Raw genomic sequence first — 14,967 nt, 5'->3', positions numbered from 1 at the left:
CGCCGCGGTGGCGTCGTCGCACTGGGAAACCGTGGGATCTATGTTGACTACGGAAAGTTCGATGCGGGGCCGCGGTTTCCGATTGCCTGTCGCTATGAAATTGTCGGAATCGGCAAAAAGTGTGGTACGGCCAGTCAACTCGTCACATTCCAGCGGACTGCAGCAGCTCAGAGGGCGTGCTGTCCAACGCGTGCGCGATTCGGATTAAATTTAGGATTGTTAAATTCCGCTCTCCGCGCTCGATCTTGCCCATGTGGCTACGGTCAATCCCGGTAGCCAGAGCAAGACCCTCCTGAGAAAATCCTTTTTGGATGCGGTGGCGTCTTAATGCCGCTCCTATCGCGGCCAAATGGCCCTCATAGTCGATTTTCGCGGATAGCCTTTGCATGCCAGGATGGTCGAGCTATCATCCTATTTTGGCCACGGCTTTTACGACCCATTTGCTGCTGCGGAGTGCGCGACAGGGTCACACTTCGTGTCGCAGCGACATGGATTCAGGCCGCTACCTCGACTCCGTGGGTGTCCGAGCCCTTCCTTCGTGCCCGTGTCGGCGTTGCTGGAGAGTGCAAATGCGTAAGCGTAGACTTTGTATCGATCCGATGTCGGACGAAGAGGCGCAGGAGAAATTCGCGCGCCTGTCAGTACTGATCCGTAGAGTGGATCATCGCGTGTCCCGTACGCACCTGAACGAAGCAATATCTGAACTTTTGAACGAGATTGATAACTTGGAGAACGACGAGGAGTTCGGTCTTCGTTGAATAAGCCGCCAAGCCGCGCCGACATGGAAAAAGCCAACCTTGACTCGCTCGACGAGCGTACATTTGAAGCGGAGTTCTTGGATAGACTCGCCCACGATGATGGTTCAGCTGCACAAGCCCATCTTGCAGCCGGCAGGCCGATTTACTACCACGATCCAAATACGTCGGCCGATCTGGTCATCAAGCTGTTTCCTGATGGAACTCACCAGCTCGTCCGGTTCGATTTACGGGGAGAGCATGTCGTAGGCGGGCAGAGTGATAGCGACGGTGAGTCGCAAGACCCCGTGCCGGCTTTGGTGCGGGGCCGCGACGCCCCCTAGAACGCTACTTGCGTGGATGCTAGTCGCTCATGCCGGAGAGCTACTGCGAGAATCTGGCGTGCGCTCAAAGAGCGCTTAGACCGGCTCGGTAGGATCATCGTAACGAAGGACTGTGCCGCGTATCTGATCTAACGGGGACGTCATATCATTTCCGCGGACGGACCTCCACTGCTCGGCTGAGACGTCAATGCACAGACCAAGCTCTCTCGCCGTTTTAACAGGTAGGCGCACCACCAAGTCAGCGCCGCCGTCTACGTGGGTTTGTAGCTCTGCACTGACGCCCCGTAATTCAAGATAAATCACACCCGTCTCGGATTCTTTTTCGTATATGCGCCAAGACGGCTCAGCGGGCTGATCCGAGGGATGACGGGCCAACGTTACCTTGGTACTCATGGTCTGCTCCTAGCCAGCTTAGTTTACATTTTGCATCGTACCCGTTATGGATTGCAGATTTAAATCTACGCGAGACGGTAGCTATCTGATAGTTACCACAGGTGCGTTTCCTGAGCTTTCGTCACCGGAATAACGACGTAGACCTGCGATCTGCCCGACGTCCCAGCACGCGGTCGAAGTTATCCACAGGAGACCCCGCACCCCGTCAAGCAGAAAAGAACTAGAAAGACAGACAATCCAGAAACACATAACGTTCAACTCGTCGAGAAAAAGCACGCCCAGGTGAGCCAGCGTGATCTCACCTGGCTGCGAAGGGTTGCGCCCGCCGACCAACGCTGCCGCGCTCGACGAATGATGTGGCGCGCGAAACGGCCGTCGGCGCCATTGCGAGGGCGAGAACCCCGTGCGGCTTGCAGAGAGCAAGGCTGCCGAACTGAGCGCCTCGTCGTCGGTCATGGGTGGAAGCAGACCCGGCAGGCGAGCGGCGAGCATGGATTTGCCGGCCCCCGGCGGCCCGATGAGCAACACGTGATGTCCGCCGGCCGCGGCGACTTCGAGCGCTCGGCGCGCGCCACGCTGGCCGATCACGTCGCCCATGTCGGGCACGGCAGCAGGCGTGAACTGTGCGAGGTCGGGTGCGGCGACCGGATAGAGGCGCGCTTCGGGCGCGTCGGCCAGATGAGCGCACAGCGACGGCAGATCGCTCGCGCCATACACATCTACGCCGGGTACGAGCGCAGCCTCGGCTGCGCTTGCGGCAGGCAGATAGAGTTGCGGATTGCAGTGCGGCGGCGCGCGCGTGGCCATGCATTCAGCGGACGTGTCGCCCGCTGCCGCGCTGCGCGCGGTGCCACACGCCATCGCGAAAGCGCCGCGCATGGGACGCAGCGCGCCCGTCAATGACAACTCGCCGGCGAACTCACGATGAAGCAGCGATTCCACGGGAATCTGGCCGCTTGCCGCGAGAATGCCCAGCGCGATCGGCAGATCGAAGCGGCCGGATTCTTTGGGCAAGTCTGCGGGTGCAAGATTGACGGTGATGCGCCGCACGGGAAAGTCGAAGCCGCAGTTCTGCAGCGCCGCCCGCACGCGCTCACGGCTTTCGCGGACCTCCAGATCGGGAAGTCCGACGATCGAAAAAGATGGCAACCCGTTCGCGAGGTGCACCTCGACGGTTACTTCGGGCGCGCGGCCAGAGGCCGGCGCGCGACTGCGCACCACGGCAAGCGACATGTTTTCTCCCGTCGGACGGTGCGCGACTAACGCGCTCCAATCCCCTTAATACGCTGATGACGTCACGGCTCGCTTGCCTGTGATGTGCAGCTAGATGCAGCTACTGCGCTGCCAGAACGGCGAGCGTCAGGAAGTCTGCGTGACCGGAAGTTTCTGTTCGAGTTCTGCGACTCGACGCTCCAGTTCTTCGAGACGCGCGCGCGTTCGCACGAGCACCTGTGTCTGGGTATCGAATTCCTCACGCGTGACCAGATCGAGCTTGGAGAAGCCCTGCGAAAGCATGGCTTTCACATTGCGTTCGACGTCTTTGGCCGGCGAATTCTTGAACAGCTCGCTCATGCGCGCCTGAATGTCGTTGAAAACATCGTTCGGTTGTTTCATGGTGTTCCCCTTGGTGCACAAAAAATGTGCAGCGTTTCATTACGTCTGTGCCTCGCATCTGACGATGCGCTGTGTTGGTGCGCCGGCCTTTTCAACTCACGACGGCGTGAGCCCCTTTGGTGCGCGCTTCCTGTTTCGGAACCTGCGGACACTCTAGCAACGATCCCTGCACCGCGCCACCGGGCGGGGCGTGCATTAGCCATTCGGACAAGAGCGACCGAGCCGCTCGCAAAGCCCGCGCGGGCGCAGTTTGACACAACATGGCATGTGAGTTGCTTTTACTGCCCCGCGCGCACTGCCGGCACCATTTTCCGGCAGCGGAACGAGACCACGCGGACGGTTACGAGTGCCAGCCTTGCTTCTGCATACGGAACGCAGACGGACTGAAGCAGGGCTGCAACGAGTTACAGAAACAGGTTACGCAAACGGGTTACGCAACGGGTTACGCAACTAAGCGAGGGATTTCATGAAACTCATCACCGCAATCATCAAGCCGTTCAAGCTCGATGAGGCGCGCGAAGCCTTGTCGGCGATCGGCGTCTCGGGCATCACGGTCACAGAGGTCAAGGGGTTCGGCCGTCAGAAGGGCCATACGGAGCTGTATCGCGGCGCTGAATACGTCGTCGATTTCCTGCCGAAGGTGAAGATCGAGGCCGCTGTCTCGGACGACATCGTCGATCAGGCGATCGAGGCGCTGGAGCGCGCGGCACGCACCGGCAAGATCGGCGACGGCAAGATCTTCGTCACGCCGATCGAGCAGGTGATCCGGATTCGCACCGGTGAGACCGGCGCGGACGCTCTGTAACACCAAAAGATAGCGACACAGATAAGCGACAAGAGGAAACGAAAGATGCGCAAACTATTGATGTCCCTGCTGATGGCCGGTTCGCTTCTCGCGGGCGGTGTCGGCGCCGCGCTCGCGGACGACGCGTCCGCTCCCGCAGCCGCCTCGGCCGCTACTTCCGATACGGCAAGCGCGCCGGCACCGGACGCGTCGGCCGCCGCCGCAGCTTCGGCACCCGCGGCTGACGCATCGGCTGCACCCGCAGCGAGCGCCGCCGCAGCACCCGCGGCATCGGACGCCGCGCCGGCCGCACCGACCGCGCCGTTCTCGGTCGATTCGTCGAAGATCAATTCGGGCGACACCGCCTGGATGCTGACCTCCACCGCGCTCGTGCTGTTCATGACGATCCCGGGTCTGGCGCTCTTCTACGGCGGCATGGTCCGCAAGAAGAACGTACTCGCGACGCTGATGCAGAGCTTCGCGATCACCTGCCTCGTGACGATCATCTGGACGGTGGTGGGCTACAGCCTCGCGTTCACGCCGGGCGGCTCGTTCATCGGCGGCTTCTCACGCGTCTTCATGGCCGGCATGAACTACATCAAGGGCGACAAGGCCACGACGCTGACCGTCAGCCACCTGGCCCCGACGATCCCGGAAACGGTCTACTTCGTCTATCAGATGACGTTTGCGATCATCACCCCGGCGCTGATCACCGGCGCGTTCGCAGACCGTATGAAGTTTTCGGCGATGCTGGTGTTCATGGCGCTGTGGTCGATCATCGTCTACTCGCCGATCGCGCACATGGTCTGGGAACCGACCGGCTGGCTGGCTAGCGCAGGCGTCCTCGACTTCGCGGGCGGCACGGTCGTGCACATCAATGCCGGTATCGCGGGTCTGGTGTGCTGCCTGGTGCTCGGCAAGCGCGTCGGCTACGGCAAGGAAGCAATGGCTCCGCACAACCTCACGCTGACGCTGATCGGCGGCGCGATGCTGTGGGTGGGCTGGTTCGGCTTCAACGCGGGTTCGGCAGTGGCGGCAGACGGCCGTGCCGGCTTCGCGATGTTCGCAACGCAAGTAGCAACGGCAGCCGCGGCACTCGCCTGGATGTTCGCCGAATGGGCGGCCAAGGGTAAGCCTTCGGTGCTCGGTATCGTGTCGGGCGCGGTGGCTGGTCTCGTGGCGATCACGCCGGCTTCGGGCTTCGTCGGTACGCTCGGCTCGCTCGTGATCGGTATCGTGGCCGGCGTGGTCTGCTTCTGGTCGGCAACGTGGCTCAAGCACAAGCTCGGTTACGACGACTCGCTCGACGCGTTCGGCGTGCACTGCGTCGGCGGTATCGTGGGTGCGCTTCTGACTGGCGTGTTCGCGGTCAAGGACATCGGCGGCTTCGACGGCAGCGTGCTGCTGCAAGCCAAGGGCGTGCTGACGACGCTGATCTACAGCGGTGTGGTGAGCTTCATCCTGCTGAAGATCATCGACATGACGATGGGTATCCGCGTGACGGAAGAGCAGGAACGCGAAGGCCTGGACGTCAGCCTGCACGGCGAACACGTCGAATAAGGAAGTGGCTTGACGAGCCCGTGCTCCCGGGCTCGATGAATCAGGAACAAGCACGAACAAGCACAGCGCTTCGGCCCGCCTTCATGGCGGGCTTTTTTCTTGCTCGCTATCTTGTTAACAGTTCTTTTTCCTGTCTATCATTGCGATAGAGACAATGCATTCTGGCTAGCTTGCGAATGGAGAAAGCGTCCCCAAATGGGCAAAGCATTTGCTCTACAATCTTTTTTCTCCAGTCTGCGAGTGATCAATGGTTCCGCACCTAGTTACGGCGTTAAACGGCCCGCTGCTCGATCTTGAGCGGAAGATCCTCGACGCCACTCCCGCAATCGAACGCTGGTTCCGCCTCGAGTGGCAGGAGCACACGCCGCCGTTCTATTGTTCGGTCGATCTGCGCAACGCAGGTTTCAAGCTTGCCCCGGTCGACACCAATCTGTTTCCCGGCGCTTTCAACAATTTGCCCCAGGAAGTGCTGCCGCTTGCCGTGCAGGCCGCCATGGCGTCGATCGAAAAAATCTGCCCGGACGCCAAGAACCTGCTCGTGATTCCCGAGCGCCACACGCGCAACGCGTTTTATCTGGAGAATGTCGCCCGGCTGGCTGCGATCATGCGACAGGCCGGCTTGAACGTGCGTTTCGGCACGCTCGACGAAAGCATCAACGGACCCGTCACCATTGCGCTGTCCGACGGGCAGAAACTCGTGCTCGAACCGCTCGAGCGCTCGCAGCGTCGCCTTGGGCTGAAAAATTTCGACCCGTGCTCGATCCTGCTGAACAACGATCTGTCGGGCGGCATTCCGCCGGTGCTCGAGAATCTGCATGAGCAGTATTTGCTGCCGCCGTTGCATGCCGGCTGGGCTGTTCGCCGCAAATCGACGCACTTCTCGTGCTATGACGACGTGGCGAAGAAGTTCGCGAAGATGGTCGAGATCGATCCCTGGATGATCAACCCGTACTTCGCACATGTGGAAGGCGTGGATTTCCAGGAGCGCACCGGCGAGGAAGCGCTGGCCGATGCAATCGACGGCGTACTGAAAAAGATCGCCAAGAAGTACCGCGAGTACGGCATCTCCGAAAAGCCGTATGTCGTCATCAAATCGGACGCGGGCACTTACGGCATGGGCGTGATGACCGTGCACGACGCGTCGGAAGTGGCCGCGCTCACCAAGCGCGAGCGGGCGAAGATGGCGGCTACGAAAGACGGCCTGGAAGTGCACGACGTCATCGTGCAGGAAGGGGTGTACACGTTCGAGCGCATTGGCGAAGAAGTGGCGGAGCCGGTCGTCTATATGATCGACCGGTACGTGGTGGGCGGTTTCTACCGTGTGCACGGCAGCCGCGAGCGCGACCAGAATCTGAACGCGCCGGGCATGCACTTCGTGCCGCTCGGTTTCGAGCACACGGCGCTGCCCGATGCGCACGCCAAGCCCGGCGCGGCGCCGCCGAACCGCTTCTATATGTATGGCGTGGTGGCGCGGCTCGGGCTGCTCGCCGCATCGGTCGAGCTGGAAAAGACCGATCCGGAAGCGATCCAGGTTTAAGCTCGGCCGCGCGAGGGCGGCCTGCATGAGGCGCGACGGCGCGCATGCCGCCCGCGCCGTTTTGACCGACGACATTCGCGCTCGACTTCACTCGCAAATTCACGCGCAATTTCAAGCGCAGTTACACGATCAACGCCATGCCCAGCAGGGCGCAACGGGACCTTCATGGACATTCTTTTCATCGCCGATCCGCTTACGCAGTTCAAGATCTACAAAGACTCTACTTACGCGATGATGGCCGAGGCCGCGCGCCGCGGTCATACGCTGTACACGTGCGAGCCGAAGCATCTGGCGTGGACGGGCGGCGACGTCGAAGCAAACGTGCAGCGCTTTGCGATCACCGGCGACGTGACCGACCTGCATCGCGATATCTGGTACGCGGCGGAAGCCGCCGCGCCGCGCGCGCTCAAGAGTTTTAGCGCGGTGGTCATGCGCAAAGACCCGCCCTTCGACATGGAATACGTCACGTCCACGTGGCTGCTCGAAATGGCCGAGCGCGCCGGGGCACGCATCTTCAACAAGCCGCAGGCGATCCGGGATCACTCGGAAAAGCTCGCCATTGGCGAGTTTGCGGAATTCGTCGCGCCCACGCTGGTAACACGCGATCCGGCGCGGCTCCGGGCCTTTCACGAGCAGCACGGCGACGTGATTCTGAAGCCGCTCGACGGCATGGGTGGCATGGGCGTATTCCGCGTGAAGCCCGATGGCATGAACCTCGGGTCGATCATTGAAATGCTGAGCCATGACGGCACGCGTTCGGTGATGGCGCAGAAGTTCATCCCCGAAATCAAGGACGGCGACAAGCGCATTCTGCTGATTGGCGGCGAAGCCGTGCCGTACTCGCTCGCCCGCATTCCGCAAGGCAACGAGGTGCGCGGCAACCTCGCGGCGGGCGGACTCGGCGTCGCGCGTCCGCTGACCGATCATGACCGCAAGATCGCCGATACGCTCGCGCCCGTGCTGGCGGCGCGCGGTCTGCTGCTCGTCGGCCTGGACGCGATCGGCGACTGGCTCACGGAAGTCAATGTGACGAGCCCAACGTGCTTTCGCGAGATCATGGATCAGACGGGCTTCGACGTCGCGGCGATGTTCATCGACGCACTGGAGCGCGCCGCGGGTTGAGCGGTCGTCCTTGAATGTCGGCGGCGGCTCCCCAAACTACGTGGCAGGATCAGCATCACGTCCGCTCAGAACGGACGCTGGCTTAGGCCCCAAAACGGGCCTGCTACAATGCCCGCTCTTCGCGTCCGTTTCTGGCAATAGGCTCTTGCACCGGGCCATCGGCACGAATCGCGGACCTGGAACGAGCGGATTCAGCGTGCGCCGGCACGGCGTCATGCTTGTGATTCCGCTCATGAAGTGGTGCATTCCCGGCTCTCATGGCCCACGGCCGGCCGAGAGCGCGAGCGTTTCGGACAGGTTCCGATCCACGTTTGGGGCCGTCTTTTTGCAGTAAGGCTGACATGGCAGGCATTCTGATCATTGCGCACGCTCCGTTCGCCACCGCGTTGCGCGACTGTATTTCGCATATCTACGGTGGCTTGCCGGCTCGCATCGGCGTGATCGACGTATCGCCCGATTGCGATCCCGCACAAATGGTTTCTTTCGCCGAGTCGGAAATCGCGCGTCTGAAAGAAGAGAACGGCGCACTCGTGCTCACCGATATGTTCGGCGCCACGCCCGCGAACATTGCGGGGCGGCTTGCCTCGGTGCCGGACGTGCGCGTGCTGTGCGGCGTCAATTTGCCGATGCTCGTGCGCGCGGTCTGTTATCGCGCCACGCCGCTCGACACGCTGGTGGACAAAGCGCTCGCCGGCGCGACCAAGGGCGTTCATGCAATCGGCCCGGCCACGCCCGCGCCCGCTGAGTCGTCGGCGGCCTCGGCCGACTGTCTGCCCGCGTTGCCTTGCGACGCGGAACTCGTCCAGAAGGCTGGGCCAGCAGGCCTGTAGCGCATCGCATTGCAACTGCATAACTACTGACTGGCAGATTCACTTTCACAACAACACTTACCAGCGCTTCGGACCATCACATGCTGCAACAGGAAACGACTATCGTGAACAAGCTGGGGCTGCACGCGCGCGCGTCGGCCAAGTTGACGCAACTGGCGGGCAACTACCAGTCGGAAATCTGGATGAGCCGCAATGGCCGCCGTATCAATGCGAAAAGCATTATGGGCGTGATGATGCTGGCCGCGGGTATCGGCAGCACGGTGTTGATCGAAACAGAAGGTCCCGACGAAAAAGAAGCGATGGACGCACTGTTGAAACTGATCGCTGATAAATTTGGCGAAGGTCAGTGAACTTGCGAATCGATATACCGATGAGTGAAGCGCCGCGGCTGTCCGCGGCGTTTTTTTTAGCGCGCGACAATACGGGGATCTCTTCGGCGAATGCAATGATGCATGGAGCGCAACGACTACGGTCTTTCGTGCTGCATTGCACACAGCATTCACGCACGTGCGCGACGGCGTGGAATTTATAATGACGACGAGAGTCTGAGAGCACTGCAGCGGTTTGCCGCGGCATCACACAACTAGAGGAGGTGCGCGTGTCGTTCACGCTGCATGGAATTCCCGTGTCACGCGGTATTGCCATCGGGCGAGCCTATCTGATCGCCCCGGCTGCACTTGACGTAGACCACTATCTGATCGAACCCGCGCAAATCGAGAGCGAGGTCGAGCGATTTCGCGCGGCCCAGCAACGCGTGCATGAAGAACTCGATGCGCTGCGCGCCGATCTCGCCGCGGACGCGCCCAGCGAAATGGGCGCTTTCATCAACGTACATTCAATGATCCTGAACGACGCAATGCTCGTTCAGGAAACCATCGATCTGATTCGCACACGCCGCTACAACGTGGAATGGGCGCTGACCGAACAGCTCGAACGGCTCTCGCGCCATTTCGACGATATCGAAGACGAATATCTGCGCGAGCGCAAAGCCGACATCGAGCAAGTGGTGGAGCGTGTGCTGAAGGCGCTGGCGGGCGCGTCGGGCTCGCTGGTGAATGGCGTGCACGGTGCGTGCGACGAAATGATCGTGGTCGCGCACGACATTGCGCCAGCCGACATGATGCAGTTTAAAACGCAAACGTTTCAGGGTTTCGTCACGGATCTCGGCGGGCGTACTTCTCATACGGCTATCGTCGCGCGCAGCCTGGGCATTCCGGCGGCGGTCGGCGTGCAGCACGCGAGCGCGCTGATTCGCCAGGACGACCTGATCATCGTCGACGGCGACCACGGCATTGTGATCGTCGATCCGGCGCCGATCGTGCTGGAGGAATATTCATACCGGCAGAGCGAAAAAGCGCTTGAGCAGCGCAAGCTGCAGCGCCTCAAATTTTCGCCGACGCAAACGCTGTGCGGCACGCGTATCGAACTGTGCGCGAACATCGAATTGCCGGAAGATGCGCGCGCCGCGGTCGACGCCGGCGCGACCGGTGTTGGCCTGTTCCGCACCGAGTTCCTGTTCATGAATCACAAGCACCGCATGCCCGAAGAGGAGGAGCAGTTCGAAGCCTACCGGCGCGCGGTCGAGTTGATGAACGGTCTGCCGGTCACGATTCGCACGATCGACGTAGGCGCCGACAAGCCCCTCGATTCGATGAGCGGCGGCGACGGTTACGAAACCGCGGCGAACCCCGCGTTGGGGCTCAGGGCAATTCGCTGGAGCTTGTCCGAGCCGCAGATGTTCCTCACGCAATTGCGCGCGATTCTGCGCGCGTCGGCGTTCGGCACGGTGAAGATTCTGGTGCCGATGCTCGCGCATGCGCAGGAGATCGATCAAACGCTGGACCTGATCCGCGAAGCCAAGCGTCAGCTCGACGACGCAGGGATTGCTTACGACCCGAACGTGCAGGTCGGCGCGATGATCGAGATTCCGGCGGCGGCCATCGCGTTGCCGCTCTTTCTCAAGCGGCTGGATTTTCTGTCCATCGGCACCAACGATCTGATCCAGTACACGCTGGCTATCGACCGGGCGGACAACTCGGTCGCGCATCTGTACGATCCGCTTCATCCGGCGGTGCTGCATCTGATCGCCTTCACGTTGCGCGAAGCGAAGCGAGCGGGGGTGCCGGTGTCGGTGTGCGGAGAGATGGCGGGCGACCCGAGCCTGACGCGTCTGCTGCTCGGCATGGGCCTCACCGAGTTTTCAATGCATCCGAGTCAATTGCTCGTGGTCAAGCAGGAAGTCTTGCGCTCGCATTTAAAAACGTTGGAGAAGCCGGTGGCAGATGTGCTCGCTTCGTTCGAGCCCGAGGAAGTGCAAGCTGCGCTTAAGCGCGTGGCGCAAGCCTGATCGACAACGCCTGCTCTGAATGAAAAACGCCGCACATGTGCGGCGTTTTTCGTTTTGGCTTCGTTCGTCTGTTCAAGGCAGGTGGGGTTGTCCGCATACCGGGCAATCGGGCTGACGCGCAATGCGCATGGTAGTCCACTCCATTCGCAGCGAATCGAGCATGGTCAGCCGGCCGACAAGCGGCGTGCCGATTTCGCCGATGATCTTCAGCGCTTCCGCTGCCTGCATTGAGCCAATGATGCCGACCGTCGGCGCAAACACGCCCATGGTCGAGCACGCGACTTCCTCGAACGGCTGGTCTTCGGGGAATACACACGCGTAGCACGGCGATGCTTCGTTGCGGAAGTCGAACGTGCTGATCTGGCCGTCGAAGCGCAACGCGGCGCCCGACACCAGCGGTACGCCATGCTTCACGCAGGCGCGATTGATCGCGTGGCGCGTGGCGAAGTTGTCGGTGCAATCGAGTACCACCGTGGCGGCCGGCACATGACGATCGAGCCACGCGTCGTCAACGCGTTCGGCCACCGCGTTCACTGTCACTTCGGGATTGATTTGCGCGAGCGTGTCGCGGCCGGACTCCACCTTCTTGCGTCCGACTGACGCGCTGACATGCAGGATCTGCCGCTGCAGATTGGTGAGATCGACTGTATCGGCATCGACTAGCGTCAAGCGTCCGACGCCGGCCGCCGCGAGATACATCGCGGCAGGCGAACCCAGTCCACCCGCGCCGACAATGATCGCGTGCGCATCGATAAAGCGCTGTTGCGCCTCGATGCCGATTTCGTCGACGAGAATATGGCGGGAATAGCGAAGGAGTTGATCGTCATTCATGAGGGGCCAGCGTGTCTTCTTCGCTGCGTGTCTTCACGGCGACTTGCGCCGCGAAGACACGTGAGTCGTGCTGCTTACTTGCTCTGCGTAGCCGGTGCGGATGCCGGCGCAGCACCCGATGCGCCCGGCACCGGTTGCGTCGGCTTAACCGCGACCGGCGCGGACGCTGACGTGGCCGGCTTGTTCTGCGCGAGACGGCGCTCGGTCAACGACTTCGATTCCTGAACCGGCTTGCCTTCGAGCTTGTTCAAGGCTTGGGCCAGCATGAAGTCGTCGGCGGAACCGAATTCGACCGGCTTGCGCTCGCGATCTTTCTGGCGCTGTTCCGGCGTCTTCTTGTCGTTCTGCTCTTCGAGCTGACGCAACTGGTCCATGCGATCCTGCTCGCGCTTCTCGGCTTCCTTCTTCTCGTTCGGGTCTTGCGTGTTGGCAAGGTGATTCGAGTAGTCGACTTCGCGCGTGACGAGCGCGTCGTCCGGATCGCCTTCCGCGTACTGATCGACCGCGATGTCAGGACGGATGCCCTTGTTCTGGATAGAACGGCCGCTCGGCGTGTAGTAATACGCCGTGGTCAGGCGCAGCGCCGTGTCGGCGGTCATGGGTCGCACGGTCTGCACCGAGCCCTTGCCGAAGGTCGTCTTGCCGACGATCAACGCACGATGCTGATCCTGCAGCGCACCCGCGACGATCTCCGATGCCGACGCCGAGTAGGCGTTGGTCAGCACGATCATGGGCACGGTCTTGAAGATCGGCGCTTCGTCTTTCAGCGGGTCGGAGTCAAAGGACTGCAGACGGTAGTTGTCGTAAGTGTCGCGATAGACCTGCTTCGAATCCGGAATCTGCCCGTTGGTGGACACGACGACCGAGTTCGGCGGCAGGAACGCGCCGGCTACGCCGACCGCGCTTTGCAGCAGACCGCCGCCGTTGTTGCGCAGGTCGAGCACGAGACCCTTCAGATTCGGCTGCTGACGCGCGATGTCCTGCAGCTTCGCGGCGAGGTCCGGCGTGGTGCGTTCCTGGAAGCTGGTGATACGCACATACGCGTAGCCCGGCGCGAGGATCTTCATCTTGACCGACTGCACCTTGATGAGCGCTCGCGTCACCGTGAGCGGGAAAGTGCGGTCGTCGGTCTTGCGGAAGATCGTGAGCGTGACCTTGGTGCCCGGCTCGCCGCGCATCTGCTTGACCGCCTGGTCGAGCGTCATGCCGCGTACCGGCTTGTCGTTGATGCGCGTGATCAGGTCGCCCGGACGAATTCCGGCGCGGAACGCGGGCGTGTCTTCGATCGGCGAGATCACCTTGATCAGGCCGTCTTCCGACGAAATTTCAATGCCAAGGCCCGCGAAGCGACCTTTGGTCTGCTCCTGCAGTTCCTCGTAATCGGTCTTGTCGAGGTAGGACGAATGCGGGTCGAGGCTCGACACCATGCCTTTGATTGCGGCGGTGAGAAGCTTTTTATCGTCGACAGGTTCGACGTACTCGTGCTTGATCTGCCCGAACACTTCGGCAAACAGCCTGAGCTGGTCCAGCGGCAACGGAGTGGCGGCGGCGCTGGCGGGCTGCTGGGCCGAGGCCGAAAGTTGCAAAGTGGCGAATACACCGGTAGCAAGGCCCGCGGCGATCAGGCCGATATTTTTCAGGTTCTTTCGCATAGAGTCTGTTGCGGTCGGAAGCGCGTGGCAGCGTCGATAGAGATGGGGACGGACAAGTATAACTGCACACCCGCCAACTCAGGGCGCGGCGCAGGCAATCGTGATTCGACAGCGCGAAGCGTGCCGGGTTCGGCGCAACGCGCGCGCGACGTCGAAGTAATGTGCGGTAACAGTGGAAGTGGATCGCGATGAGAATGGCCGCGATCGAGGAAAGCGGACCGCGCTGACCGGTACGTCTTGCCGGTCGGCGTGGTCCGTTTGTGGCGCGCCGCGGCGCTTGCGGTCACCGTCGCCGCAACGATCTTTAACAAAGAAGCGCTGCGACGCGGCGAAAGTCAGCTAGGTTGCCCTTACGCTGCGATTTTCGGCGCAGCGGAATCAGCCCGCCTTGCCTTGCTTCGCGACTGCGGCCTGCGCCTTCGCGATCGCTTCCTGGTCTCCCAGATAGTAGTGCTTCAGCGGCTTCAGGTTCTCGTCCAGTTCATAGACGAGCGGCACGCCGTTCGGAATATTGAGCCCGACGATGTCCTCGTCCGAGATGTTGTCGAGGTACTTCACCAATGCGCGGATCGAGTTGCCGTGCGCCGCGATCACCACCTTGCGGCCCGACTTGATGGCCGGCGCAATCGACTCGTTCCACAGCGGCAGCACGCGCGCCACCGTGTCCTTCAGGCACTCGGTGAGCGGCAGCTGTTCGCGCGGCACCTTGGCGTAGCGCGGGTCGTTGTACGGCGCGCGCTCGTCTGTCGGTTCGAGCGCAGGCGGCGGCGTGTCGTAGCTGCGGCGCCAGACCAGCACCTGTTCGTCGCCGAATTTCGCTGCGGTTTCGGCCTTGTTCAGACCCGACAGCGCGCCGTAGTGACGCTCGTTCAGACGCCACGAATGCACGACGGGTATGTACATCTGATCCATCTGATCCTGCACATGCCACAGCGTGCGGACAGCGCGTTTGAGCACGGACGTATAAGCGATGTCGAACGAATAGCCGGATTCCTTCAGCAGCACGCCCGCTTGCTGCGCTTCGCGGTTGCCCTGTTCGGTGAGGTCGACGTCTACCCAGCCCGTGAAGCGGTTTTCCTTGTTCCACGTCGATTCGCCGTGGCGGATGAGAACGAGTTTGTACATAAGATTACCGGTCGGTAGTAAGGAAGCGGTAAGCGCTGCCCGGCGCACGTAGAGGAGCGCCGCCATCGCGTCAGACGCTTATTTTATAATGCCC

General features: G+C 61.6%; 14 protein-coding genes and 1 pseudogene. 9 read left to right on the top strand and 6 right to left on the bottom strand.

Annotated features, from left to right (window positions below; translation table 11 throughout):
• Nucleotides 1-142: 142 nt before the first annotated feature.
• Nucleotides 143-388: a helix-turn-helix domain-containing protein gene (locus tag H281_RS0110445; RefSeq protein WP_020067057.1), complete on the bottom strand. Its 246-nt coding sequence runs from the start codon at nt 386-388 to the stop codon at nt 143-145.
• 181 nt (nt 389-569) lie between these two features.
• Between H281_RS0110445 and H281_RS0110440 the strand changes: the two genes are divergently transcribed.
• Both H281_RS0110440 and H281_RS34530 read left to right on the top strand, forming a co-directional pair.
• Nucleotides 570-758: a hypothetical protein gene (locus tag H281_RS0110440; RefSeq protein ID WP_020067056.1), complete on the top strand. Its 189-nt coding sequence runs from the start codon at nt 570-572 to the stop codon at nt 756-758.
• Between the two features lie 23 nt (nt 759-781).
• A complete protein-coding gene (locus H281_RS34530; RefSeq protein ID WP_063828295.1) occupies nt 782-1,078 on the top strand; it encodes a hypothetical protein in 297 nt (98 codons plus the stop codon).
• 648 nt (nt 1,079-1,726) lie between these two features.
• Here H281_RS34530 and H281_RS34520 read toward each other — a convergent pair.
• Both H281_RS34520 and H281_RS0110420 read right to left on the bottom strand, forming a co-directional pair.
• A pseudogene (locus tag H281_RS34520) lies at nt 1,727-2,704 on the bottom strand (YifB family Mg chelatase-like AAA ATPase); the annotation flags it as partial.
• 126 nt (nt 2,705-2,830) lie between these two features.
• Nucleotides 2,831-3,085 (bottom strand): accessory factor UbiK family protein, encoded by a 255-nt coding sequence (locus H281_RS0110420; RefSeq protein ID WP_020067052.1) that lies wholly within the window; start codon nt 3,083-3,085, stop codon nt 2,831-2,833.
• A 466-nt stretch (nt 3,086-3,551) separates the two neighbouring features.
• On the opposite strand from H281_RS0110420, the gene H281_RS0110415 reads away from it, so the two are divergent.
• The 7 genes from H281_RS0110415 to ptsP all read left to right on the top strand — a co-directional run bounded on the left by H281_RS0110415 (nt 3,552) and on the right by ptsP (nt 11,265).
• Complete coding sequence (locus H281_RS0110415) at nt 3,552-3,890, top strand: P-II family nitrogen regulator (RefSeq protein WP_006048089.1); 339 nt, start codon at nt 3,552-3,554, stop codon at nt 3,888-3,890.
• 45 nt (nt 3,891-3,935) lie between these two features.
• Complete coding sequence (locus tag H281_RS0110410; protein ID WP_020067051.1) at nt 3,936-5,429, top strand: ammonium transporter; 1,494 nt, start codon at nt 3,936-3,938, stop codon at nt 5,427-5,429.
• 247 nt (nt 5,430-5,676) lie between these two features.
• On the top strand, nt 5,677-6,966 hold the full coding sequence (gene gshA / locus H281_RS0110405) for a glutamate--cysteine ligase (RefSeq protein WP_013586995.1): 1,290 nt from the start codon (nt 5,677-5,679) through the stop codon (nt 6,964-6,966).
• Between the two features lie 165 nt (nt 6,967-7,131).
• Nucleotides 7,132-8,088, top strand: coding sequence for a glutathione synthase (gene gshB, locus H281_RS0110400; RefSeq protein WP_020067050.1), 957 nt, complete (start codon nt 7,132-7,134; stop codon nt 8,086-8,088).
• Between the two features lie 341 nt (nt 8,089-8,429).
• Nucleotides 8,430-8,918, top strand: coding sequence for a PTS sugar transporter subunit IIA (locus H281_RS0110395; RefSeq protein WP_020067049.1), 489 nt, complete (start codon nt 8,430-8,432; stop codon nt 8,916-8,918).
• An 80-nt stretch (nt 8,919-8,998) separates the two neighbouring features.
• Nucleotides 8,999-9,268, top strand: coding sequence for an HPr family phosphocarrier protein (locus H281_RS0110390; RefSeq protein ID WP_020067048.1), 270 nt, complete (start codon nt 8,999-9,001; stop codon nt 9,266-9,268).
• 248 nt (nt 9,269-9,516) lie between these two features.
• Complete coding sequence (gene ptsP, locus H281_RS0110385; RefSeq protein ID WP_020067047.1) at nt 9,517-11,265, top strand: phosphoenolpyruvate--protein phosphotransferase; 1,749 nt, start codon at nt 9,517-9,519, stop codon at nt 11,263-11,265.
• A gap of 72 nt (nt 11,266-11,337) precedes the next feature.
• Here ptsP and H281_RS0110380 read toward each other — a convergent pair whose 3' ends face one another.
• The 3 genes from H281_RS0110380 to gpmA all read right to left on the bottom strand — a co-directional run bounded on the left by H281_RS0110380 (nt 11,338) and on the right by gpmA (nt 14,873).
• On the bottom strand, nt 11,338-12,096 hold the full coding sequence (locus H281_RS0110380; protein WP_020067046.1) for a HesA/MoeB/ThiF family protein: 759 nt from the start codon (nt 12,094-12,096) through the stop codon (nt 11,338-11,340).
• A 74-nt stretch (nt 12,097-12,170) separates the two neighbouring features.
• Nucleotides 12,171-13,748: a S41 family peptidase gene (locus H281_RS0110375; protein WP_020067045.1), complete on the bottom strand. Its 1,578-nt coding sequence runs from the start codon at nt 13,746-13,748 to the stop codon at nt 12,171-12,173.
• A 378-nt stretch (nt 13,749-14,126) separates the two neighbouring features.
• Entirely contained in the window at nt 14,127-14,873 is a 747-nt protein-coding gene (gene gpmA / locus H281_RS0110370) for a 2,3-diphosphoglycerate-dependent phosphoglycerate mutase (RefSeq protein WP_020067044.1), read from the bottom strand.
• Between the last annotated feature and the right edge of the window lie 94 nt (nt 14,874-14,967).

Origin of the sequence: Paraburkholderia caledonica, assembly GCF_000383275.1 — a bacterium.
Classification (GTDB): Bacteria; Pseudomonadota; Gammaproteobacteria; order Burkholderiales; family Burkholderiaceae; genus Paraburkholderia; species Paraburkholderia caledonica.
The sequence above is the reverse complement of the archived record's forward strand: the minus strand, read 5'-3'. Positions and strand labels throughout refer to the sequence as shown.

What these genes read in the sequence shown, in the direction of transcription:
- H281_RS0110445 (WP_020067057.1), bottom strand. Translation starts at nt 388, where the DNA reads ATGCAAAGGCTATCCGCGAAAATCGACTATGAGGGCCATTTGGCCGCG.
- H281_RS0110440 (WP_020067056.1), top strand. Translation starts at nt 570, where the DNA reads ATGCGTAAGCGTAGACTTTGTATCGATCCGATGTCGGACGAAGAGGCG.
- H281_RS34530 (WP_063828295.1), top strand. Translation starts at nt 782, where the DNA reads ATGGAAAAAGCCAACCTTGACTCGCTCGACGAGCGTACATTTGAAGCG.
- H281_RS0110420 (WP_020067052.1), bottom strand. Translation starts at nt 3,085, where the DNA reads ATGAAACAACCGAACGATGTTTTCAACGACATTCAGGCGCGCATGAGC.
- H281_RS0110415 (WP_006048089.1), top strand. Translation starts at nt 3,552, where the DNA reads ATGAAACTCATCACCGCAATCATCAAGCCGTTCAAGCTCGATGAGGCG.
- H281_RS0110410 (WP_020067051.1), top strand. Translation starts at nt 3,936, where the DNA reads ATGCGCAAACTATTGATGTCCCTGCTGATGGCCGGTTCGCTTCTCGCG.
- gshA (WP_013586995.1), top strand. Translation starts at nt 5,677, where the DNA reads ATGGTTCCGCACCTAGTTACGGCGTTAAACGGCCCGCTGCTCGATCTT.
- gshB (WP_020067050.1), top strand. Translation starts at nt 7,132, where the DNA reads ATGGACATTCTTTTCATCGCCGATCCGCTTACGCAGTTCAAGATCTAC.
- H281_RS0110395 (WP_020067049.1), top strand. Translation starts at nt 8,430, where the DNA reads ATGGCAGGCATTCTGATCATTGCGCACGCTCCGTTCGCCACCGCGTTG.
- H281_RS0110390 (WP_020067048.1), top strand. Translation starts at nt 8,999, where the DNA reads ATGCTGCAACAGGAAACGACTATCGTGAACAAGCTGGGGCTGCACGCG.
- H281_RS0110380 (WP_020067046.1), bottom strand. Translation starts at nt 12,096, where the DNA reads ATGAATGACGATCAACTCCTTCGCTATTCCCGCCATATTCTCGTCGAC.
- H281_RS0110375 (WP_020067045.1), bottom strand. Translation starts at nt 13,748, where the DNA reads ATGCGAAAGAACCTGAAAAATATCGGCCTGATCGCCGCGGGCCTTGCT.
- gpmA (WP_020067044.1), bottom strand. Translation starts at nt 14,873, where the DNA reads ATGTACAAACTCGTTCTCATCCGCCACGGCGAATCGACGTGGAACAAG.